Origin of the sequence: Roseiarcus fermentans (genome assembly GCF_003315135.1) — a bacterium.
GTDB lineage: Bacteria > Pseudomonadota > Alphaproteobacteria > Rhizobiales > Beijerinckiaceae > Roseiarcus > Roseiarcus fermentans.
Map to the genome: position 1 here is coordinate 177535 of NZ_QNRK01000001.1, position 22022 is coordinate 199556.

Consider the following 22022-nt stretch of genomic DNA (forward strand, 5'->3'; position numbering starts at 1 on the left):
CCGCTGATCGTCGCCGCGGTGCTGGATTTCGCCGCCGCGCATCGTTTGGCCCCATCGCCTGCGTCGAGGGCGCCTCGTCGCCACATTTTGCCGCCATTGGTCGAATCGCGTATCGGCCGCGGAAAGTGGCGCGCGCGCTGGGACTGGGGTAAACAGCCGTCGCCGGGAGGCGACGGCGGGACGGCGGTCGTCGCCGATCCATCATTGCCACGATCGAGTTCAAGAGCATGGTCAAAGTCGAACTGGGCGCTGCTTCCTTGATCGCCGGCGGACGCCGGGCGCGCCGCCTTGCGGCGTGCGGAGCCTTGATCGCGGTCGCGTTGAGCGCCTCCGGCTGCTCGATGTTCGATCAGTTCAATCCGTTCGGGGCGGAAAAATACAAGATGGAGGTCAAGCCCGACGTCCCGGCGAGCAAGACCTACGATCAGGGGCTCGAAAAGCTGGCGAACGGCGCGCCGAAGGAGGCCGCCAAGAAGTTCACCGACCTCGGCAAGCAGTATCCGGAGTCGGACTGGGCCCGCAAGGGTCTGTTGATGACGGTGTACGCCAGCTATGAGGCCGGCGAATTCACCGACGCCGAGACCTCGGCCGAGAAGTACCTGAAGGACTACCCCAATTCGCCGGACGCGGCTTACATCGCCTACCTCCAGGCGAACGCCTATTATGGGCAAATTCCCGATATCTCGCGCGACCAGGACGCGGCGAACAAGGCGCTCGCCGCCTTCCAGGACATTCTCAAGAAGTATCCCAAGTCCGAGTACGTCGAGGACGCGAAGTTCAAGATCACGGTGTGCGAAGACCAGCTCGCGGGCAAGGAGATGTCGATCGGGCGGTTCTACCTCGCCCGTCACAACTACACCGCGGCGATCAACCGCTTCCGTAACGTCCTGCAATTTTATCAGACCACGCGGCACGCTCCCGAGGCGCTGTACCGGCTGGTCGAGGCCTATATGGGCCTCGGGATCACCGAGGAGGCGCAGACGGCGGCCGCGGTTCTCGGCCACAACTTCCCCGACAGCCAGTGGTACAAGGACGCGTATTCGGTGCTGCAGAGCCACGGCCTGTCGCCGCACGAAGACACGGGATCCTGGATGGCCAAGATCTACCACGTGGTCGTTCCGTCCTGACAGGAGCCCCGAGCCCATGCTCGCGCGCCTCTCCATCCGCGACGTGGTCCTGATCGATCAGCTGGATCTCGAATTTTCGAGCGGCTTGACGATTCTCACCGGAGAGACGGGCGCGGGAAAGTCGATCCTGCTCGACGCGCTGTCGCTGGCGCTGGGCGCGCGCGGCGACGGCGGCCTCGTCCGCCATGGCCAGACGCAGGGCCAGGTCGTCGCGGTGTTCGAGCTTCCGGCCGGACACGCGGCCCATGCGCTGCTCGAGGGACAGGACATCGAGATCGGCGACCAGCTGATCCTGCGCCGGGTTCAACTCGCCGACGGGCGCACCCGCGCCTATGTCAACGACCAGAGCGTGAGCGTTCAGGCGCTGCGCTCGCTCGCGTCGTCGCTGGTGGAGATCCACGGCCAGCACGACGAGCGCGCGCTCACCGACCCCGCGACCCATCGGGCGCTGGTGGATTCCTACGGCCGGCTCGAGCCGCAGGCGAGGGCGACGCAAGAGGCGCACGCCGCCATGCGCGCGGTCGAGAGCGCGCTCGACGCCGAGCGCAGGCGGGTGGCCGCGGCCGAAGCCGAGGCCGACTTCGCGCGTCACGCGCACGACGAACTGGTCAAGCTCGCGGTCCGCCCCGGCGAGGAGGAGGAGCTCTCCGTCCGCCGCCAGGCGATGATGCAGGGCGAGAAGGTGGCGGCCGACATTCGCGAGGCGCGCGACCATCTGACCGGCGACGCGGCGATCCTGCCGATGCTGGTCAGCGTCTCCCGCCGGCTGCAGCGCCGCATGTCGCAGGCGCCCGGCCTGATCGAGCCGAGCGTCAAGGCGCTCGACGAGGCGCTCGAGGCGCTCGAGGGGGCGGCGCGCGCCGTCGAGGACGCCCTGGAAGCGTCCGCCTTCGATCCGCACGAGCTCGAGCGTTGCGAGGAGCGTCTGTTCGCCCTGCGCGCGATGAGCCGGAAGCACGGGCGCCCGATCGACGGCCTGCCGGCGCTGGCGCAGAAATACGCGGACGATCTGGCCGCGCTCGACGCCGGTCGCGACGAGGTCGCGCGCCTCGAAAGCGAGGCCGCCCTCGTCCGGGAGCGCTATCACGCCGCCGCCCGCGCGCTCAGCGCCGCGCGGCGGCAGAGCGCCCGCGAGCTCGAGACGGCGGTGACGGCGGAGCTGCCGCCGCTGAAGCTCGAGCGCGCCGAGTTCCGGGTGGAGGTGACGGCCGACGAGGCGCTCGCCTCGCCCACCGGCTACGACCGGGCCGAGTTTCTCGTCCGCACCAATCCCGGCGCCCGGCCGGGACCGATGATGAAGGTCGCCTCCGGCGGCGAGCTGTCGCGCTTCCTTCTGGCGATCAAGGTGTGCCTCGCCGAGCGGGGCACCGCCCCGACCCTCGTGTTCGACGAGATCGACGCCGGCGTCGGCGGCGCGGTCGCGGACGCGATGGGCCAGCGGCTCGCGCGCCTCGCCGCGCGGGCGCAGGTGCTGGCGGTGACGCATGCGCCCCAGGTCGCCGCCCGCGCGAGGCGGCATTTGAAGATCGTCAAGAGCGACGTCGGCGCGGGAGAGCGCGTCGTCACCAGCGTGTCCGCGCTCGAGGCGGCGGAACGGCGCGAGGAGATCGCGCGCATGCTGGCGGGCGCGCAAATCACCCGCGAGGCGCGCGCCGCCGCCGCCAGTCTGATCGAAAAGGCCGGATGAGCGCTGAAAGTCCAGTCCCTTATTTCCAATCGGGCTTGCCCAGCCGGCCGCCTTGGCCCTATCAAGCCGTCGACCGAAGCGGCATTCGGTCCGGCGAATATGTGAGGACGCACATGGGCCCGGATGAGGCCGGGAACGCGAACCGGGATCGGCGGCGGGCGCGCCTCGCCTCGTCGCTGCGCGAGAACCTGAAGCGGCGCAAGGCCCAGCAGCGGTCGCGCGCCGGCGACGCGGCGCCGGCGCCGGCGCCGGACGCGCTCGCCTCCGGGTCGCCGCCGGCGGACGAAGAGCGTCGCTGAACATTCCTCGAAGAGTATTGGGCCGGAAGGACTGGGCATGGATCGGATTCAAATTCGCGGCGGGGCGCAGCTGAACGGCGTGATTCCGATTTCGGGGGCCAAGAACGCCGCCCTGCCGCTGATGATCGCCTCGCTGCTCACCGACCAGACGCTGACGCTGGAAAACCTGCCGCGGCTCGCCGACGTCAACCAGCTCGCGCGCATCCTCGGCAATCACGGCGTCGACTACTCGATCGACGGCAAGCGCGCCCGGGAGGAGGCCGCGACCGGCCAGACCGCGCATCTGCGCGCGCGCACGATCGTCGACACCACCGCGCCTTACGAGCTGGTGTCGCGGATGCGGGCGAGCTTCTGGGTGATCGCGCCGCTGCTGGCGCGGGTGGGCGAGGCGCGGGTGTCGCTGCCGGGGGGTTGCGCGATCGGCACGCGGCCGGTCGACCTTCTGCTGATGGCGCTCGAGAAACTCGGCGCGACGATCGAGATCGACGCCGGCTACGCCGTCGCCAGGGCGCCCAAGGGGCTGATCGGCGGGGAGATCGACTTTCCCAAGGTGACGGTCGGCGGCACGCATATCGCGTTGATGGCGGCGTCGCTGGCCCATGGCGCGACCCGCATCGTCAACGCTGCGCGCGAGCCGGAGGTGGTCGACGTCGCCGACTGTCTCAACAAGATGGGCGCGCGCATCCGCGGCGCGGGAACCCCGATCATCGAGGTCGTCGGCGTGCCCCGCCTCAACGGCGCCAACCACCGCGTTCTGCCCGACCGGATCGAGGCCGGCACTTACGCGACCGCCGTCGCCATGACCGGCGGCGACGTCCTCTTGGAGGGCGTCGGCGAGGACCTGCTGGAGACCGCCTTCGACACGCTCGAGCAGGCCGGCGCGACGGTGACGAGCGACAACCGCGGCGTGCGCGTCCGGCGCAACGGCGCCGGCATTCAGGCCGTCGACGTCGAGACCGCGCCCTTCCCCGGCTTCCCGACCGACCTTCAGGCGCAGTTCATGGCGCTGATGACCCGCGCCCGGGGAACGTCGCGCATCACCGAGACGATCTTCGAAAACCGCTTCATGCACGTGCAGGAGCTCGCCCGGCTCGGCGCGCGCATCCGCCTCGACGGCGAGACCGCGATCGTCGAGGGCGTCGACCGACTGCGCGGCGCCCAGGTGATGGCGACCGATCTGCGCGCCTCGGTGTCGCTGGTGATCGCGGGCCTCGCCGCCGAAGGCGAAACCACGGTCAATCGCGTCTATCACCTCGATCGCGGCTTCGAGCGGCTGGAGGAGAAGCTCAGCGCGTGCGGCGCGGACATCAGCCGGATCGTGGGCTGAGCCGATGACGACGGGCGACGATCGGCTGAAGCTCATCGCGCTGGACCGGGAGGGTCTCGACGTCATCTCGGCGCACGCGCAGAATACCTGCGTCAAGCGCGCCGACATGGTGTGGCTGCCGAGGCAGCGTCGTTTCCTCGTCGCCGGCATGCGCTACGACTGGGTGCGGGCGAAGACCGGCCCGGCCGAGCGGGTGTCCAGCGTGCTGCGCTTCGATCGGGTGCTCAAGGCCTCTCAGCTCGGGCTCAGGGACGCGGGCGGGGAGGCGACGCTGAATCTGCTGGCGGTCACGTTCCAGAAGACCGATCCTCCCGCGGGCATGATCGTGCTGGCCTTCGCCGACGGCGCGCTGGTCCGCCTCGACGTCGAGTGCGTCGAGGCGGAGCTGCGCGACATGGAGCTCCGCGCTCCCGCGGAAAGCTGCGACGGGCACGCGCTGTCGGACCCCTCGGCAGTCTGACGGGAAACGGGGCGGAGAGGATCGATGGCTGTTGAACTCGACATGCGGTCGCCGGACTTCGAGGCGCGCTTCGTCGCGCTGCTCGGCGCCAAGCGCGAGGCCGCGGCCGACGTCGACGCCGTCGTCGCCGAGATCATCGCCGACGTGCGCGCGCGCGGCGACGCGGCGCTCGCCGAGCATTCGCTGCGGCTCGACCGGGTCGACATCGTGGCGATGGGCGTCGCCATCGGCGCCGCCGAAATCGACGCGGCGGTCGCGGCCTGCGACGCCGAGGCGCTCGCCGCGCTCGAACTCGCCCACGCCCGGGTGACCGCCTTCCACGAGCGTCAGAAGCCGGCCGACTTGCGCTTCACCGACGCGCTCGGGGTCGAGCTCGGCTGGCGCTGGCGGCCGATCGAGGCGGTCGGGCTCTATGTTCCGGGCGGGGCCGCGAGCTATCCGTCCTCCGTGGTGATGAACGCCGTTCCAGCCAAGGTCGCGGGCTGCAAGCGCCTGGCGATGGTGGTGCCGACGCCGGAGGGCCGGATCAATCCGCTGGTGCTGGCGGCGGCGCGGATCGCCGGCGTCGACGAAATCTACCGCGTCGGCGGCGCCCAGGCGGTGGCGGCGCTGGCCTACGGCACGCAAACCATCCGCCCTGTGGCCAAGATCGTCGGTCCGGGCAACGCCTGGGTCGCGGCGGCCAAGCGGCGGGTGTTCGGCGCCGTCGGCATCGACATGATCGCGGGACCGTCCGAGGTCGTCGTTCTGGCCGACGCGACCGCCGATCCGCGCTTCGTGGCGGCCGACCTGCTGGCGCAGGCCGAGCACGACGCGGCGGCGCAGTCCATTCTGATCACCGACGACCCCGCGCTCGCGCGCGCCGCGGCGGCCGAGGTCGAGCGCCAGCTCGCCGATCTGCCGCGGCGAGACATCGCCGGCGCGAGCTGGCGCGACAATGGCGCGATCATCCTCGCGCCCTCGCTCGAGGCCGCGCTGCCGCTGGTCGAGCGCCTCGCGCCCGAACATCTCGAGATCATCGCCCGCGATCCCGAAGCGCTCGCCGAAAGCATCGTCAACGTCGGGGCGATCTTCCTCGGGCCCTACACGCCGGAGGCGATCGGCGACTATGTCGGCGGCTCCAATCACGTGCTGCCGACGGCGCGTTCGGCCCGGTTCTCGTCCGGGCTCGGGGTGCTCGACTTCATGAAGCGCACCTCCCTGCTCAAGTGCGACGCGCGGTCGCTGGCCGCGCTCGGCCCCGCCGCCGTGACTCTCGGTCGGGCGGAAGCGCTCGACGCCCACGCCCGATCGGTGTCGATCCGGCTCGCTGCGGAGGCCGGCCGATGAACGCGCGCGACGACGACCGGCGCGACCGGCTGAGCGACGTCTTTCTCGACGAGGACACCATCCCGCGCGGGGCGATCGAGGCCGATCACGAGCGCGCGGTCGCCATCTTCGATCTCGTCGAGGAGAACACGTTCGCCATTCCCGGCCGCGACGACGGCCCCTACACCATGACGATCTCGCAGGAGGAATCGAAGTTCACCTTCGACATCCGCACCTCCGACGGCGAGCAGGCGCTGTCGATCGTGGTGTCGATGACGCCGTTCCGATCGCTGCTCAAGGATTATTTCCTGATCTGCGAGACCTATTATTCGGCGATCCGCACGGCGAGCCCGCGCCAGATCGAGGCGATCGACCGCGAACGCACCAAGCTGCACAACGAAGGCGCCGAACTGATCGGGCATCGGCTGTCCGAAAGGGTGACGATCGACCAGAACACCTCGCGCCGGCTGTTCACGCTCATCTCCACGCTGCGCTGGAAGATATGATCGCGACGCCGGCCGCCCGGCGCGCGTTCGTGGCGGCCAACACGAGGCTGCTCGTCCCGCCGCTGGTCCCCGAATTGCGGCTCGGCCTCGCCGATGAAGCGCTGCCGATCTGGAAGCGGACCGAGGAGGAGATCGGCGAACTGGGCCTGCCGCCGCCGTTCTGGGCCTTCGCCTGGGCGGGCGGGCAGGCGCTGGCCCGCTACGTCCTCGACAATCCGGACCTCGTTCGCGCCAGGCGGGTTCTCGACTTCGCCTCCGGCTCGGGCCTCGTCGCGATCGCCGCGGCGCTGGCGGGCGCGGCGGAGGTCGAGGCCTCCGACATCGACGCCTTCGCGGTCGCCGCGATCGAGATCAACGCCGCCATCAACCGGGTCGCCGTCACGCCCCGCCACGAGGACCTGATCGGCGCCGACGAGGACTGGAGCGTCGTGCTGGCGGGGGACGTCAGTTACGAGAAGGATATGGCGGAGGCCGCGACCGACTGGCTCATGGGCCTCGCGCGGCGCGGCGCGACGGTTCTCGTCGGCGACCCGCGCCGCACCTATCTGGCGCTCGACCGGCTCGAGAGCGTCGCCGAGTACGGCGTGCCGGTGACGCGCGACCTCGAGGATTCCGAGATCAAGCGCACGGGCGTGTTCCGGTTCCGCTGAGTCCCGTGAAGGGGGTCGGCGAGCGCTCCGCCGGTTGCGGGCGCGGATTCCAGGATTTCAACGCGTTGCGACGGAATTTTCAGGCGATCGCCGCCCCCGCGGCCGTCCGTACGTGGGCGAGGCGCGAGAAGGGGAAAGGGGGGCGTACGGGGCGCAATATTGGTTTCCCTTCGCAATTGTATTCCGATTAAGAGAAGTTACCTCGCGGTCGAATCTTTGAGTGCATCCCGTCCTGTAGCCTTCGGAAGAACAGTTCCGTTCAAAATGCAAGATACAAACCGTGGGTTTCACCAGGAATTTTCATCTAACAGGCCGCGCCAAACAGCATGAGTAAAATTAATGCAGTCTACAACATCATAATCTTGGTTCTCAGTTTCAACAATTAGCCAATTTTCCGTTACAATATCATCAGATTGGTTGAATTGTCCTTCATTGAATCCCTGAGAATCAAACTGAGCAGTGTTTAGCAATACGGGCGTTTCAATCAATCTTATGTCTTGTGCTCCCTGCAATATTCTTGGCTTCCGATTGAGCACCATATGCTTCGATGCGTTGGCTATATCTCTGACAACGTCAAAACGTTTGTCAATTTTTGCCAACTCGGACTGGAGATCGCCATCGTTGCTAAATTTTGGCTTAGGCGAGCCTGCATTTGACCAATGTTGATTATAGTGCGTGGCTGCGACCCAGTTTCTGAGGCTCCAGATCGAAACGCATGCGTGGTACGCAAGTCGAAGATCAGTCTGCGCGGCCAGAAGCACTGACACGTCGACGTCAACGATATAATCGAAGAATTGCTTTGGGGTCTCGATCTTCCGGATTCTGTTTTGGCTCACTTTGGCTTCCACTCGCTTGCCCTCCGCTGTGCCTCGCCGATTTGATTGACATCATCCCGGTCGCCACCGCGTCGCGGTCTTTGGTCACCCTTTCCCGAGCAACCATGGCATCTCCTGCGTGCGACGCTGCCAAGCTCAACCACGTGAGAGCCTGCACGTAGTTGGCACGCGACGACCGTCCTCGTATATCAGTCCGAGGTCAATCTGCGCAAAGGCATAGCCCTCGTCCGCGGCCTTGCGATGCTAAGCGAGGGCCTCGGCACAGTCTTTCGGCACCCCACTGCCAGTCTCGTGCCTCAAGCCACGGCGTCACATTCCTCTGCTAACTGACGTAAATGCTGCAACGCCGCCGATCGAGCGCCCTTCTTGACCGTGACGGGTTCCTCCGCGAGAGAGAGGGAAATCCGCGAGGCTCCCGTGGCGCTCCTTTTCGACCTGCTCGTCATCCTGTTCGCGCTCGCCGGCCTCGCCGCGATCGGTCTCGCCGCGCTGCTGGCTGCTCCGCTCAAGGTCCCGCCGCCGCTCGGTTCCGTTCTCGACGGGGCGTTGCAGATCGACCCCGAGGGGCTGCCGGAGCTCGACCGCTTTCAGGCGCGCGACGGCACCTGGCTCGCCTACCGGCGCTATCCGGCCCCGCACGGCGCGGGAAACCGGATCGCCCTGCTCGCCCACGGTTCCGCCGGCGCCTCGGCCCAGATGAACGCGATCGCGCGTGGGCTCTGCAACGCCGGGATCGGCGCGGTCGCCGTCGACTTCCGCGGCCACGGCGCCTCGGGGACGCGGGGCGACGCGGCTTACGCCGGCCAGCACGACGACGATTTCGCCGACCTGATCGCCGAGTTGCGCGCGCGTGATCCCGAAGCCGAGCTGGCGTTCGTCGGCCATTCCTCTGGCGGCGGCTACGGGCTCAGGGTCGCGGCCGGGCCGCTCGGCGCCGCCTTCGAGCGGTTCGTCCTGCTCGCGCCCTATCTCGGCCATCGCGCCCCGACGGTCCGGATTACCGACGCGGCGAAGGGCTGGGCGTCGGCGAACGTGCCGCGCATCATCGCCATCCTCGCCCTGGCGCGGCTCGGAATCGACTGGCCGCAGGCGCTGCCCGTGCTCGCCTTCGCCACCGGACCGAACTCGAAAAAGTTCGTCACCGATCAATACACCTTCCGCCTGATGGCGAGCTACGCCGCGCCGGACGACTGGAAGGCGGCGTTCGGGAAGGCGCGGGCGCCGATCGAGGTGATCTCCGGCGCCGACGACGAACTGATGGATTCGGCGGCCTTCGCGCGCGTCCTGTCGCCGCTCGGCGTCCGGGTGACGCTGATTCCGGGCGTCGACCACATGGGCCTGTGCTGGCGGCAGGAGGCGATCAAGGCGATCGTCGCCGCGCTGAACGCCTGAGCGGATGCCGAGACTCATCGCCGCCGCGCGCTGGGCGCTCGCCGAATTCGGGCCGCTGATCGTGTTCTGGGCGCTCGCGCCGACGCTCGGCGTCAAGCCCGCGATCGTCGGCTCCCTCGTCTTCATCCTCGCCGACGCGGCCTGGCGAAGGCTGACGGGCAAGCCGTTCACCCGGCTCTATCTGTTGGTCAGCGCGCTGACCCTCGTCTTCGGCGGGATCGACCTCGTCTCGACCTCGCCGTTCATGCTGAAATACGAGGCGGCGGTCACCAATGTCGCGGTCGGCCTCGCCTTCGTCGTCGGCGCGCTGGGCGAGAGGCCGATCATCCAGGAGGCCGCCGAGGCGCGCGGCGAAAGCGTGCCGGCGACGCGGGAAACGCGCGCCTTCTTCCGCCTCTTCACCCTGGTCTGGGCCGGCTATTTCATCGTCAAGGCGGCGTTCTACGTCTGGGCCGCCTGGACCTTGCCGATGCTCGAGGCGATGGCCGTGCGCTCGCTGGTCGGCTCGGTCAGCCTCGGCATGATGATCCTGATCAGCGCGACCCAGGGGCGGCGGCTGTTTTTCCTGTGCCGCCGCCTGGGGCTCCTGCCGAAACCGGAGGCGGCCCCGGCGGGCGATTGACCGGGACGGCCCTCGCGGCGACAAAGGGAACCATGATCCGAGGCGTCTTTCTCCTGCTGTTCTTTCAGCTCGCCGGCGAGATTCTGGCGCGCGGCCTGAGCCTTCCCGCTCCCGGTCCCGTCGTCGGCCTCGGCCTGCTGGTGGCGGCGATGGCGGGCTGGCGCGCCTTTCGCCCGTTCGACGACGAAGAGCTGGCGTCGAGCGAACTCGGCCGGGCGGCGGCCGGAATGCTCGCCAACCTGTCGCTGCTGTTCGTCCCCGCCGGCGTCGGCGTCGTCCAGTATCTCGGCCTTCTTCGGGCCGAGGGCGTGGCGCTGGCGGCGGCGCTGATCGTCTCGACCTTCGTCACCCTGATCGCGACGGTCGGCGCGTTCCTGGCTGTCAAGCGGCTGATCGGGCTCAGGAGGGAGGTATGATCCCGTTCCGCCTCTGGGTCTATCTTCAGACGACGCCGCTGTTCTGGCTCACGGCGACGCTCGCGGCCTATATCGTCGCCGACCGGATCGCCGCGGCGGCCGGCCGCCACCCGGTCGTCAATCCCGTCGCCATCGCCATCGCGCTCGTCGGCGCGCTCTTGATGCTCACCGGGACCGACTACCAGACCTACTTCAACGGCGCGCAATTCGTCCATTTCCTGCTCGGGCCGGCGACGGTGGCGCTGGCTGTGCCGCTCTATCGCAATCTCGAGCTGGTCAGTCGCAATCTCCTGCCGATGGCGGCGGCGCTCGCGGTCGGCGCGGTGACGGCGATCGTTTCGGCGCTCGTCGTCGCGCGCGCGCTCGGCGCGCCGCGCGCGGTGCTGGTGTCGCTGGCGCCGAAGTCGGTGACGGCCGGGGTGGCGATGGCGGTGTCGGAAACGCTCGGCGGCGCGCCGCCGCTGACCGCGGTGCTGGTGATCGCCACTGGCATTCTCGGCGCGATCATGGTCACGCCGCTGATGAACGCCCTGAAGATCCGCGACTACGCCGCCCGCGGCTTCGCCGTCGGCCTCGCCTCGCACGGCATCGGCACCGCGCGCGCCTTCGCCGTCGATCCGGTCGCCGGCGTCTTCGCCGGCATCGCCATGGGATTGAACGCGGTCGTCACGCCGGCGCTCATTCCCGTTCTGCTGCCGTGGCTCGCCGGATAAAAAAGGGGCGGCCGAAGCCGCCCCACCGTGGGAGAATCGAGAAACCCGTGGTTTGGCCAGCATAGGCCGGAACGCCGCGCGCGGCTGTCACAGTTCGGCAACAGTCGCGATCGAAGATACGTCGCGGAACCGTCATAATCGCGCCCGACGCGCCTATCCCTCCGGCACGCCCGCCTTGCGCATGCCCTCGATCACCCGCTCGCGCTGGGCGAGGAACACCGGATTGTCGCTCTCGGCCGCGGCCCGGTAGCCGGCGAGCGTGAACCCGGGCGCGATCGCGAGCCCCGCCTCGACCTCGCTTTCGGCCTCGCTCTGCCTGCCGAGCAGCCCGAGCGCGGCGGCGTTGTGGAAATGGTTGAGCGGGAAGTTGCGGCTGGCGTCGATCGACTGGCGGAACAGTTCCGCCGCCTCCGCGTCCGCGCCGAGGAACAGCTTGCCGAGCCCGGCGATGTACTTCCACAGGAACGCGACCCCGTCGGTCGGCGAGATCCGGAACGCCTCGGCGACGTGCGCTTCGGTCTCCTCGGCGCGGCCCTGCATGATCCTGGCGAGGCCCATCCAGGCGTGCGCGACGCCGATGTTGCGGTTCAGCGACATCGCGCGTTCGAGTTCGCCGACGCCGCGCGAGGCGCGATTGGTCAGGATCTGCACGTAGCCGAGCCAGAGGTGGGCCCAATGGCTGCGCGGGTCGATCGCGAGCGCGTTGAGCAGTTCGCTCTCCGCCGCCTTGAGGCGCTCGGCGCGCTCCTCCTGCCGGTAGAGGGCCATGATGACGTCGGCGCGCGCCGCCCCGACGATCGCGTCGACCTGGGCCGGATTGAGCTTCAGCGCCTCCTGGAAGAGCTCCTTCGCCCGCAGGATGTTCTCGATCCGGCCCTTGTTGAAGGCGGCGACCCCGCGGAAATAATAGTCGATCGCGTCGGGATTGGGCTCGAGCTCGGCGCGGCGGGCCTCCGCCGCGATCAACTCCGCGCGCAACTGGTTGGCGAGCCGCGAGACGATCTCGTCCTGCATGTCGAACGAGTCGGCCACCGGCTTGTCGAACCGGTCGGCCCAGATGTGGTTGCCGGTGGCCGCGTCGATCAACTGGGTGTTGATCCGCATCCGTCCCGCGCCGCGCTGGATGCTGCCCTCGAGGATGTAGCGGACGTTGAGCTCGCGCCCGACCTGCTTGGCGTCGACCGGCTTGCCCTTGTAGGTGAAGGCCGTGTTGCGGGCGACGACCACGGTGTTCGAGAGCCGCGAGAGGTCGGTCGTCAGGCTCTCGGTGACGCCGTCCACGAACGCCTCGTGCTCCTCGCCGCCGCCCAGGCTCGCCAGCGGCAGCACGACCAGCGAGCAGCGCTCCGGCCCGGATCGCTGGGGCGGCGATTCGAGCGGGGCCGGGCGCGCCTCCGCCGGGACGCCGACCTGCAGCGAATAGACGCGCAGCGGCTCGGCGATGTTCTTGAGCGCCTTCATGCCGAGATCGCTGACCGCGAACTCGATCCGCCCCCGCACCTGCCGGTAGGCGTCCTCCGAGAGGGCGATCGCTCCGGGCGTGGCGATGCCTTCGAGCCGCGCCGCGATGTTTACGCCGTCTCCCATGAGGTCTCCGTCCGCTTCCTCGACGACGTCGCCGAGGTGGATGCCGATTCGGAAGCGGATCTGGCGGTCGGCGGGCACGCCCGCATTGCGCTCGATCAGCCCGTTCTGCATCTCGATCCCGCAGCGTACGGCGTCGACCACGCTGCGAAACTCCACCAGCACGCCGTCGCCGGTGCGCTTGACGACGCGGCCGTTGTGCACGGAAATGCTCGGGTCGATCAGATCGCTGCGCAACGCCCGCAGGCGCGCCAGAACGCGATCCTCGTCCGCCCCGGCGAGGCGCGAATAGCCGACGATGTCGGCGACCAGTATGGCCGCGAGCTTGCGCGTGACAATCATGGGCCGGCTCCGACTTGGCTCCGATTATATAGGGGCGCAAGGCGGACAATCCAGAACCAACGGCCGTCAAACGCCGACGGCCCGGCTTCCGTGGCCCGAGCGCGCGCCTCGCGTCCGCCTGTCGTCAAGCCGGATGGTCGGCTCTCGCCGGGCGCGCCGCGCGGGGCGTCATTGCCGATACTGCTGGATGCGCGTCGTGCGCAAGCCCGGAAGGCCGTGCTGGTCGATCGAGACCTGCCAGCTCAGGAACTCGTCGACGGTCAGCGTGTAGCGGGCGCAGGCTTCCTCCAGCGACAGAAGCCCGCCCCGGACCGCGGCCACGACCTCGGCCTTGCGGCGAATGACCCAGCGGCGGGTTTCGGGCGACGGCAGGTCGGCGACGGTCAGGGGGCTTCCGTCCGGACCGATGACGTATTTCACTCTCGGCCGCATGGCATCGCTCATGGAACGCTCACTCGTACGCACTCAACGAGTCGAACCTAGCTGCGGCGCTTTAAATTCCGATAAACGTCAAGGGTCGGAAACGGCGCGCCGGTGTGTCAAAACGCGAGGCCGCCTCGAAACTGGCGGCGGCCGGCGTTTTCGGCTATGACCTTGGTTTCGCGGGCCGGAAGGCCCATATGGCGCCTGCGAACACCTGTTTCGCCGGGAAGAGGTCGGAATGCTCGCGACAAGCCTCGCGCACGCCTCGCGCGGCGCGGTAAACAGCCTCGGAGTCGACAAGGCGCCCGCCGACACCCGCGTGGTGGTGGCGATGTCGGGCGGCGTCGATTCGTCCGTCGTCGCGGCTTTGCTCGCCGACGAGGGCTACGACGTCGTCGGCGTGACGATGCAACTCTACGACCACGGCGCGGCCGCCCACCGCAAGGGCGCCTGCTGCGCCGGCCAGGACATTCACGACGCGCGCGACGTCGCCGCCCGGATCGGGATTCCCCACTACGTGCTCGATTACGAAGCGCGCTTCCGCCAGAAGGTGATCGAGCCGTTCGCGCGCGCCTACGTGTCGGGCGAAACGCCGATCCCCTGCGTCGCCTGCAACCAGCACATGAAGTTCGCCGACCTGTTCGGGGCGGCGCGCGATCTCGGCGCGGACCTGCTGGCGACCGGGCATTACGTCGTCACGCGCGACGACGGGCGCGGCGGGCAGGCGCTCTATCGCGCCGCCGACGCCGAGCGCGACCAGAGCTATTTCCTGTTCGCCACCACCCGCGAGCAGCTCGCGCGCCTGCGTTTCCCGCTCGGGGCGATGCCGAAGGCGGAGGTTCGCGACCTCGCCCGCCGCTTCGGCCTGATCAACGCCGAGAAGCCGGACAGCCAGGACATCTGCTTCGTGCCGGCCGGCCACTACAGCGACATGATCGAGCGGCTGATGCCCGGAGCGGCCACGCCCGGCGACATCGTCGACGCCGGCGGCCGCGTGCTCGGCCGCCACGCCGGCATCGTCCACTACACCATCGGCCAGCGGCGCGGGCTCGGCGTCGCCTCGACCCAGCCCCTGTACGTCGTGGCGCTCGACGCCGAGCGCCGGCGGGTGGTGGTCGGGCCGCGGTCGGCGCTCGCCCGGACGCGGCTGAAACTCCGCTCCGTCAACTGGCTCGGCGACGGCCGGCTCGGCGATCTGCCGCCCGACGGCCTCGTGATCGCGGCGCGGGTCCGTTCGACCCGACCGCCGGCGCTGGCGGCGCTCACGCCCGAGGGCGAGGTCGAGTTCCTCGAGCCGGAGACCGGCGTCTCGCCGGGGCAGGCCTGCGTGTTCTACGAGTCGCTCGACCCGCACGCGCGGGTGTTGGGCGGCGGCTTCATCGCCGCCTCCTGAAGTCCGGGATCATCCGATGGCCGCCTTCGACGAGGAATCCGTATTCGGCGCGAAGCCGAGGCCGACGCCCGCGCACGAGATCGGGCAGAGCCTCGACGCCCTGTCGGAAGCCGAACTCGCCGAGCGGATCGCGCTGCTCGGGGCCGAGATCGCCCGCCTCGAGCGGGCGATCGAAAGCCGCCGGGCGACGCGCGCCGCCGCGGACGCGGCGTTCAAGATCTGAACGGCGTCCCGTTTTCGCACTCCCCGTCCGGTCCGTTTTGCGACAGCGTCTGCGAACGCCGCTTCGCCGCGGCCGCCGCGCGGCGCCGCCCGTCGCGCGCCGGGTAAACGCGGCCCGTCCCGGCCTTTCCGGGGGTTTTCGACCTTCTCTGCATACCGCCGAGGCGCGCGTTAACCTTACGCCCGGGTTAATGCGCGCCCGCCTCGTCGAGGCCCTATACTTGCCTCGACGCCTCCCGGATGCGGGGGGCCCGGCCGGGAGCCTCTTCCGCGAGGTCAGGGAGTGTTGGCGGATGAATCGTCAGACCGACGGCTGGAAGCGCCCTTTCGCAGCGGTCGCGCCTCAGCAGGCCGTTCCCTTCATTCACCGCCTCACCGCCTCGCCCGCCTTCGCCGACCTGTTCAGCCAGGGCATGGCGCTGGTGGAGGAGGCGGCGGCCTATCTCGACGGTCCGGGGCGGGTGGAGGCGCGGGCCCTGTCGCGGATGGCCGGTCTCGCCTATGCGACCGAGAGCATGCGGCTGACGACCCGGCTGATGCAGGTCGCCTCGTGGCTGCTGCTCCAGCGCGCGGTCAACGAGGGCGAACTGACCGCGCGACAGGCGTTGAGCGACCGACACCGGGTGCGGCTCGCCCGTCAGGACCTCGCCTGCGCGCCGGAGCTGTTCGACGAGCTGCCGCCGACGTTGCGGGCGCTGAGCCGCCGCTCGCTGCGCATCCAGGAGCGGGTGATCCACCTCGATCGCGGTCTCCTCGCCGCCCGGGCGCCCGAGGCTTTCTCGCAGGCGAGCGCGGTCGCGGCGCAGGTCGCGCGGCTGCGGGCGGCGTTCTCGGGCTGAGGGCGCGGCCGGGGCGGGCGCCTGAATGCAATGCCCCAGGCGGGCGGGATACGGCCAAAGGCCGGGCGGCGGGACAAAAGCCGTCGCTGACCTACGGCGGCGCTTTCCGCTGAGACCGCCGTCCTGTACATTCCTGGTCGATCGCCCGGAACAGCAGCGATGACCAACACGCGCGTCTTCAAGAACGGAAATTCGCAGGCTGTGCGCATCCCGGCGGAACTGGCTTACGAGCGCAGCGATATCGACGTCGAGATCGAACGCGTCGGCGACGAGCTCCGCATTCGGCCCGCGAGCCGCTCGCTCGCAGGGGTGCTCGCCAAGTTCGCGCGTTTCTCCCCCGATTTCATGGCCGACGGACGCGGCGAGCATGATCAGGCCGAGCGCGACCGCCTGTGACCGCGCGCTCCGCGCCCCGTAACGGCCGAGGTGGGGCGAAAGCCCTTTCCGTCGTCATCGCGAGGAGCTGAAGGCGACGCGGCGATCCGGGGGCCACGGTGAGGAGAGGCGCCGCCCGGACTTTGGCGGACAGCGCGCGCCGGTCTCGCGGAGCGCCGTCCCCGCGCGCCAAGGTTGAGCAATCCACCAACCCGCGATCCGGCGGCGGCATGGATGGCTTCGCTGCGCTCGCCATGACGGTCGTGAACTCCCGGCCATCGTGACGGCCGTGCGCTTTCCGTCGAGGGGATCGTGCGCTCACCCTTCCGCGCCGGCAATTCGGTCGAGATTGGCGATCACCCGCGACAGCAGGGCGACGAACCGAGCGGCTTCCTCGTCGGAAAAACCGCTCAGCGCCTCGCGGTTGCCTTCCATCAGCGCTTCGCAGGCGTCCGGAATGCGCGTCGTCGCGACGCTCGTCAGCGCAATCCGGCTGCTGCGCCCGTCCGAGGGGTCGGGCGTGCGCCGGATCAACCCGTCCCGCTCCATGCGCGCCAGCATCTGCGCCATGGAAGGCTGCTCGATTCTGGCGAAGCGGGCGAGCTCGCGCTGCGTCTGCGCCCGGCCGTCCTGCAGCGCGACCAGCACCGGCAGGCAGCCCACGCCGAACCCCAGCGGCTTGAGGCGCGCCTCGCTCAGGCGGGCGAACCCGCGCGCCGCGAGGCTGATCAGGTGTCCCGGCGTGGACAGCACTTCGAAATTCATGGCGACCGGCCTCTTGCATAGGAGCCTATTGTTTTATATAGGCGCCTATGTATAACGTCGGGCCGCCGCGCGCAACCCGCTCACCCCGCCGTGGCGCCTTCGCGGCGCAGGGCCGAGCGGACGCGGGGCGGCGTCCCGAACCAAGAGAAGGACCGGATCGATGGAGAACACCGACGCGATCGTGCGCCGCCTGTACGAGGGCTTCAACCGACGCGACATTCCGGCCGTTCTGACGCTCCTCACCGACAATGTCGCGTGGGCGAACGGCATGGACGGCGGGCATGTGCACGGACACGACGGCGTCCGGGCCTACTGGACGAAGCAATGGGCGGCGATCGCGCCGCGGGTCGACCCGATCCGCGTCTCCCGGCGCGACGACGGGGCGACGGTGGCGGAGGTCCACCAGGTCGTCCGGGACCTCGCGGGAAAGGTGTTGCTCGACGAGGCGGTCCGGCATGTCTTCCACTTCGAGGGGGACCGCGTCAGCCGGTTCGACATCGAGAACGCCGGCGGGCTCGCGGGAATCGCGCACGCGTGAGGAGCGCGCGGGAAAGGTCGGCCAGCGCGGGCGCAAAGCTCCGCTCCGCGCAGCCGGCCGACAGGCCCGCGGCGGGGCCGGGCTTGCCTCGACCGGGATTTGGCCGCATTGGTCGGCCAGTTATGCCCGCTCCCCGAACCCGCCGATCATGCCCCCCAAACCAGTCCATCCGCCGCGCTGCTCGCTCACCCTGATCACGCCGCCGCTCTCGCCGGAGAGCGCTCCGGCCTTCGCCGGGATATTCGCCGAGGCGGTCGCAGCCGCCCCGGTGGCGAGCGCGCGCGTCCGCTTCGCCCCCGGGGCGGACGGGGACGCCAGGGCGATCGTCGCGCCGCTCCTGAAGGCCGCCGCGGCCGCGGACTGCGCCCTGATCCTGGACGGCGACCCCCGCCGCGTCGCCCGCCTCGGCGCCGACGGCGCGCATGTCGAAGGCGTGGACGAGGCGCTCGACGCGGCGCTGGACAGCCTGAAGCCGGAGCGGATCGTCGGCGCCGGCGGCTTGCGCATGCGCGACGACGCCATGACCGCGGGCGAGAAGGGCGCCGACTACGTCATGTTCGGCGAGCCGCGCGGCGAAACCCCGTCGATGGCGCTCGAACTGTTGCTCGAGCGGGTCGGATGGTGGGCGGAGATTTTCGAAACCCCCTGCGTCGCCTATGCCGAATCGATCGACGCCGCGCGCCGGCTCGCGGCGGCGGGCGCGGACTTCGTCGCGGCCGACGACATCGTCTGGCGGGCGGCGTCCCCGGCCGAGGCCGTCCGGGCGCTGCACGCGGCGATTTCCGTCGCGGCGGCGGAGGGCGCATGAAGCGTCCCGTCCGTCTCGCCGCCGCCGCGGCGGTTCTGTCGCTCGCAGGCTCGCTCGGCCAGGCCGCCGCCGAGACGGCCCCCGCCCTTCCTTCCCTGCCGCCGCCGCTTCCCCCGCGCGCCGACGGCAAGCCGGCCGACCTGGCGTTCGGCGCCTATCAGCGCGGAAACTTCCTGATCGCGCTGCGCGAGGCCGAACGTCGGCTCGACCAGAACCCGCGCGACGCGGCGGCGATGACCCTGATCGGCGTCATCTATCGGGACGGCGCGGCCGAGGGGAAGAACGATCTCGAGGCGTCGCGCTGGTTCCGGCTCGCGAGCAATCTCGGCGATCCGCAGGCGGCCTACGAACTCGGGTCGCTGCTGCTCGAGGGGGCGAAGGACCTGCCGAAGGACCGGGACGCGGCCAAGGCGCAGTTCGAGCGCGCGGCCGCCCGGAACCAGGGCGCGGCGCTCTACAACCTCGGCGTGATGGCGCTCGAAGCGTCGGGCGGCAAGACTCCCGATTACGCGGCGGCCGCGCAATATTTCCTCAAGGCGGCGAACGCGGGCTACGACGACGGGGCCTATTCCTACGGCGTCATGCTGCGCGAAGGCAAAGGCGTGCCGGCCAATCTCGCCGAGAGCGCGCGCTGGCTCAAGCGCGCCGCCGACGCCGGCGTGGTCGCGGGGCAGGTCGAATATGCGATCATGCTGTTCAACGGCAAGGGGGTGCCGAAGGACCAGGCCGCGTCGGTGGCGATCCTGAGGGTCGCGGCCGCCAAGGGCAATCCGATCGCGCAGAACCGGCTGGCGCATCTCTATGTCGACGGCGTCGGGGTCGACCGCGACCTCGCCAAGGCCGCGGCCTGGAACGCCTTCGCCAAGGCCGGCGGACTGCAGGACCAGGGGCTCGACGTGGCGACGGCCAATCTGACGGCCGACGAGCGCAGCCGCTTCACCCGCATCGTTCGCCAGACGATCGGAAACTGAAAGCAAGGGGGCGTCGGCCGGACGGGCGCGCCCTCGGGAACGGCGGCGTCCCATGGCTTCTTTTGAGGAGGCAGGCATGACGGATCTCAACGCGCGGGTCGGCGAAGTCACCGAGCGGATCGTGAAGCGGAGCGCCGCCGCGCGCCGCCCCTATCTCGACCGGATCGACGAAGCGGTGGCGAAACGGCCGGCGCGCAAGCGGCTCGGCTGCGCCAACTTCGCCCACGGTTTCGCGGCCTGCGCGCCGGGCGACAAGCAGGCTTTGCGCGAGGGCGACGGGCCGAACCTCGCGATCGTCACCGCCTACAACGACATGCTCTCGGCCCATCAGCCGTTCGACCGGTTCCCCGACCTGATCAAGCAGGCGGCGCGCGCGGTCGGCGGCTCGGCCCAGGTCGCCGGCGGCGTTCCGGCGATGTGCGACGGGGTCACGCAGGGCGAAGCGGGCATGGAGCTGTCGCTGTTCTCCCGCGACGTGATCGCGCTCGCGACCGCGGTGGCGCTGTCGCACGACATGTTCGACGCCGCGGTCTATCTGGGCGTGTGCGACAAGATCGTGCCGGGGCTGCTGATCGGCGCCTTGTCGTTCGGTCATCTGCCGGCGGTGTTCCTGCCCGCGGGGCCGATGCCGTCCGGTCTGGCGAACGACGAGAAGTCGAAAATCCGCCAGCTCTACGCCGAAGGCAAGGCGACGCGGGTCGACCTGCTCGAGGCCGAGTCGAAGGCCTATCATGGGCCCGGCACCTGCACGTTCTACGGCACGGCCAACACCAATCAAATGCTGATGGAGATCATGGGGCTTCACCTGCCCGGCGCCTCGTTCGTCAACCCGAACACGCCGCTCAGGGACGCTCTGACGATGCTCGGGGTAAAGCGGGCGCTGGAAATGACCGCGCTCGGCAACGCCTTCACCCCGATCGGACATGTGGTCGACGAGCGCGCCGTGGTCAACGGCGTCGTCGGCCTGCACGCGACCGGCGGCTCGACCAATCACACCATCCACCTCATCGCCATGGCCGCCGCGGCGGGCATCGCGCTCCGGTGGGAGGATTTCGCCGACCTCGCCGAGGTGACGCCGCTCTTGACCCGCATCTACCCCAACGGCAAGGCCGACGTGAACCATTTCCAGGCCGCGGGCGGCATGGGGCTGCTCATCCGTGAGCTCAACGACGCCGGGCTCGTGCACGGCGAGGCGCGCACGGTGTGGGGCGAGCGGCTCGCCGATTACGTCGTCGAGCCTCATCTCGACGAGTCGGGCGAGATCGGCTGGCGGCCTGCGCCGGACGCCTCGGGCGACGTCGCCGTGCTGCGCGGCGCCGCCGATCCGTTCCAGCCGACCGGCGGCCTGCGCGTGCTCGAGGGGCCGCTTGGTCGGGCGGTGATCAAGACCTCCGCGGTCGCCCCCGATCGCCATGTGATCGAGGCGCCGGCGCGGGTGTTCCACAGCCAGGAGGAGCTGCACGCGGCGTTCCGGGCGGGCGAACTCGACCGCGATTTCGTCGCGGTCGTGCGCTTCCAGGGCCCGAAGGCGATCGGCATGCCGGAACTGCACAAGCTGATGCCGCCGCTCGGGGTTCTTCAGGACCGCGGCCACCGGGTGGCGCTGGTCACCGACGGCCGTCTCTCCGGCGCCTCGGGCAAGGTGCCCTCCGCCATCCACGTCACGCCCGAGGCCGCGGCCGGCGGCGCGATCGGAAAAATCCGCAACGGCGACGTGGTCCGGCTCGACGCCCCCGCCGGCCGCCTCGACGTGATCATCGACGCCGACGTCTGGGCGCGGCGGGGCCACGCGGAAACCGATCTCGCCCGCTCGCACGTCGGCATGGGGCGCGAATTGTTCGCCGCGTTCCGCGGGCAGGTGGGCGCGGCGGACGAAGGCGCGGCGATCTTCTCGGCGGTGTGAGCCGCGGACGTCGCTTTTCACCACGAAGGGCACGAAGGACCACGAAGTCTTCGTGTCCCTTGGTGTCCTTCGTGGTGAGTTCGACCGCTGCGGCCCGCGAACCGTCGCGTCGCCCTTCGCGCTCCTCTCGGCGAGGGAACAAGGGCGCGCCCGTTCGCAGCCCGCGTTGACTCTTCCTTCACCCTTCGCCGGCGATATCAAGACCGTCGCCCTCGGGGCGATCATCGGGAAGCAGGGCGCGCCGCAGCCCGTCCATGGACGGGCTCGCGCCTCGGCCGGCGCCTTCGACGCCGGGCGCGCCGCTTCCAGCCGCAAAATCAGCGAGGAGACCGATGCCGTCACGTCTGTGGCTGATACTGGCTTTCATCGTCGCCTTCGGCGCAACCCCGGCGCAGGCGGCGCGCGCGCCGGCGCGCCTCGCTCAGGCGAGCTTCGTCGCGCCGCCCAATGGCGCGCCGCCGCCCGTCGGCGCAACACGAGGGACGCGGCCGTGAGGCCGGCCGCGCCGACGGACGA

At 69.9% G+C, this 22022-nt stretch carries 25 protein-coding genes; 21 read left to right on the top strand and 4 right to left on the bottom strand.

The window, feature by feature from the left end; all coding sequences use genetic code 11:
• Positions 1-227: 227 nt before the first annotated feature.
• From DFR50_RS00800 to DFR50_RS00835, 8 genes are all read left to right on the top strand, one after another.
• Positions 228-1127 carry an outer membrane protein assembly factor BamD gene (locus tag DFR50_RS00800; protein WP_113887278.1) on the top strand — a complete coding sequence of 300 codons (900 nt, stop codon included), beginning with the start codon at positions 228-230 and terminating at the stop codon, positions 1125-1127.
• Between the two features lie 16 nt (positions 1128-1143).
• Entirely contained in the window at positions 1144-2814 is a 1671-nt protein-coding gene (gene recN / locus DFR50_RS00805; RefSeq protein WP_113887279.1) for a DNA repair protein RecN, read from the top strand.
• A gap of 113 nt (positions 2815-2927) precedes the next feature.
• Positions 2928-3113, top strand: coding sequence for a hypothetical protein (locus tag DFR50_RS00810; protein ID WP_113887280.1), 186 nt, complete (start codon positions 2928-2930; stop codon positions 3111-3113).
• A gap of 37 nt (positions 3114-3150) precedes the next feature.
• Positions 3151-4440: a UDP-N-acetylglucosamine 1-carboxyvinyltransferase gene (gene murA, locus DFR50_RS00815; RefSeq protein WP_113887281.1), complete on the top strand. Its 1290-nt coding sequence runs from the start codon at positions 3151-3153 to the stop codon at positions 4438-4440.
• A gap of 4 nt (positions 4441-4444) precedes the next feature.
• The gene (locus DFR50_RS00820) at positions 4445-4900 is read left to right on the top strand and encodes a DUF2948 family protein (RefSeq protein ID WP_113887282.1); all 456 of its coding nucleotides are present in this window, start codon (positions 4445-4447) and stop codon (positions 4898-4900) included.
• Between the two features lie 24 nt (positions 4901-4924).
• Positions 4925-6229: a histidinol dehydrogenase gene (hisD, locus tag DFR50_RS00825; RefSeq protein WP_113887283.1), complete on the top strand. Its 1305-nt coding sequence runs from the start codon at positions 4925-4927 to the stop codon at positions 6227-6229.
• Positions 6226-6714, top strand: a complete 489-nt coding sequence (locus DFR50_RS00830) for a UPF0262 family protein (RefSeq protein ID WP_113887284.1) — start codon at positions 6226-6228, stop codon at positions 6712-6714. The genes hisD and DFR50_RS00830 overlap by 4 nt, the downstream gene beginning before the upstream one ends.
• Positions 6711-7364, top strand: a complete 654-nt coding sequence (locus DFR50_RS00835) for a class I SAM-dependent methyltransferase (protein WP_113887285.1) — start codon at positions 6711-6713, stop codon at positions 7362-7364. Before DFR50_RS00830 ends, DFR50_RS00835 begins: the two co-directional genes overlap by 4 nt.
• 287 nt (positions 7365-7651) lie before the next feature.
• Here the strand turns inward: DFR50_RS00835 and DFR50_RS31160 are convergent, their stop codons facing one another.
• On the bottom strand, positions 7652-8212 hold the full coding sequence (locus DFR50_RS31160; protein ID WP_147262622.1) for a hypothetical protein: 561 nt from the start codon (positions 8210-8212) through the stop codon (positions 7652-7654).
• Positions 8213-8617: 405 nt separating this feature from the next.
• Here DFR50_RS31160 and DFR50_RS00840 point away from each other — a divergent pair, with 405 nt between their 5' ends.
• Genes DFR50_RS00840 through DFR50_RS00855 form a run of 4 tightly spaced genes read left to right on the top strand, consistent with a single transcriptional unit; the run spans position 8618 to position 11343 of the window.
• Positions 8618-9592 (top strand): alpha/beta hydrolase, encoded by a 975-nt coding sequence (locus tag DFR50_RS00840; protein ID WP_113887286.1) that lies wholly within the window; start codon positions 8618-8620, stop codon positions 9590-9592.
• Between the two features lie 4 nt (positions 9593-9596).
• Positions 9597-10214 carry a septation protein IspZ gene (locus DFR50_RS00845; RefSeq protein WP_113887287.1) on the top strand — a complete coding sequence of 206 codons (618 nt, stop codon included), beginning with the start codon at positions 9597-9599 and terminating at the stop codon, positions 10212-10214.
• A gap of 32 nt (positions 10215-10246) precedes the next feature.
• Positions 10247-10630, top strand: coding sequence for a CidA/LrgA family protein (locus DFR50_RS00850; RefSeq protein ID WP_113887465.1), 384 nt, complete (start codon positions 10247-10249; stop codon positions 10628-10630).
• Entirely contained in the window at positions 10627-11343 is a 717-nt protein-coding gene (locus DFR50_RS00855; RefSeq protein ID WP_113887288.1) for an LrgB family protein, read from the top strand. Before DFR50_RS00850 ends, DFR50_RS00855 begins: the two co-directional genes overlap by 4 nt.
• A gap of 153 nt (positions 11344-11496) precedes the next feature.
• On the opposite strand, the gene DFR50_RS00860 is transcribed toward DFR50_RS00855, so the two are convergent.
• Both DFR50_RS00860 and sciP read right to left on the bottom strand, forming a co-directional pair.
• Positions 11497-13269, bottom strand: coding sequence for an adenylate/guanylate cyclase domain-containing protein (locus tag DFR50_RS00860; RefSeq protein ID WP_113887289.1), 1773 nt, complete (start codon positions 13267-13269; stop codon positions 11497-11499).
• 168 nt (positions 13270-13437) lie between these two features.
• Positions 13438-13713: a CtrA inhibitor SciP gene (gene sciP, locus DFR50_RS00865; RefSeq protein ID WP_113887290.1), complete on the bottom strand. Its 276-nt coding sequence runs from the start codon at positions 13711-13713 to the stop codon at positions 13438-13440.
• A 217-nt stretch (positions 13714-13930) separates the two neighbouring features.
• Between sciP and mnmA the strand changes: the two genes are divergently transcribed.
• The 4 genes from mnmA (at position 13931) to DFR50_RS00885 (ending at position 16542) form a co-directional block, all read left to right on the top strand.
• Positions 13931-15085 (top strand): tRNA 2-thiouridine(34) synthase MnmA, encoded by a 1155-nt coding sequence (gene mnmA / locus DFR50_RS00870; protein WP_113887291.1) that lies wholly within the window; start codon positions 13931-13933, stop codon positions 15083-15085.
• 16 nt (positions 15086-15101) lie between these two features.
• Positions 15102-15308 carry a DUF1192 domain-containing protein gene (locus tag DFR50_RS00875; protein ID WP_113887292.1) on the top strand — a complete coding sequence of 69 codons (207 nt, stop codon included), beginning with the start codon at positions 15102-15104 and terminating at the stop codon, positions 15306-15308.
• Between the two features lie 292 nt (positions 15309-15600).
• Complete coding sequence (gene rcdA, locus DFR50_RS00880; protein WP_113887293.1) at positions 15601-16146, top strand: protease adaptor protein RcdA; 546 nt, start codon at positions 15601-15603, stop codon at positions 16144-16146.
• Positions 16147-16305: 159 nt separating this feature from the next.
• Complete coding sequence (locus DFR50_RS00885) at positions 16306-16542, top strand: antitoxin (RefSeq protein ID WP_113887294.1); 237 nt, start codon at positions 16306-16308, stop codon at positions 16540-16542.
• Positions 16543-16839: 297 nt separating this feature from the next.
• Here DFR50_RS00885 and DFR50_RS00890 read toward each other — a convergent pair whose 3' ends face one another.
• Positions 16840-17286, bottom strand: coding sequence for a MarR family winged helix-turn-helix transcriptional regulator (locus tag DFR50_RS00890; RefSeq protein WP_113887295.1), 447 nt, complete (start codon positions 17284-17286; stop codon positions 16840-16842).
• A 160-nt stretch (positions 17287-17446) separates the two neighbouring features.
• Here DFR50_RS00890 and DFR50_RS00895 point away from each other — a divergent pair, with 160 nt between their 5' ends.
• The 5 genes from DFR50_RS00895 to DFR50_RS31820 all read left to right on the top strand — a co-directional run bounded on the left by DFR50_RS00895 (position 17447) and on the right by DFR50_RS31820 (position 22000).
• Positions 17447-17824 (top strand): nuclear transport factor 2 family protein, encoded by a 378-nt coding sequence (locus DFR50_RS00895; protein WP_113887296.1) that lies wholly within the window; start codon positions 17447-17449, stop codon positions 17822-17824.
• 148 nt (positions 17825-17972) lie between these two features.
• Complete coding sequence (locus DFR50_RS00900) at positions 17973-18632, top strand: thiamine phosphate synthase (RefSeq protein ID WP_113887297.1); 660 nt, start codon at positions 17973-17975, stop codon at positions 18630-18632.
• Positions 18629-19603, top strand: coding sequence for a tetratricopeptide repeat protein (locus DFR50_RS00905; RefSeq protein ID WP_113887298.1), 975 nt, complete (start codon positions 18629-18631; stop codon positions 19601-19603). Before DFR50_RS00900 ends, DFR50_RS00905 begins: the two co-directional genes overlap by 4 nt.
• 76 nt (positions 19604-19679) lie before the next feature.
• Entirely contained in the window at positions 19680-21506 is a 1827-nt protein-coding gene (edd, locus tag DFR50_RS00910; protein WP_113887299.1) for a phosphogluconate dehydratase, read from the top strand.
• A gap of 332 nt (positions 21507-21838) precedes the next feature.
• Positions 21839-22000, top strand: a complete 162-nt coding sequence (locus DFR50_RS31820) for a hypothetical protein (RefSeq protein WP_170152984.1) — start codon at positions 21839-21841, stop codon at positions 21998-22000.
• Positions 22001-22022 lie beyond the last annotated feature (22 nt).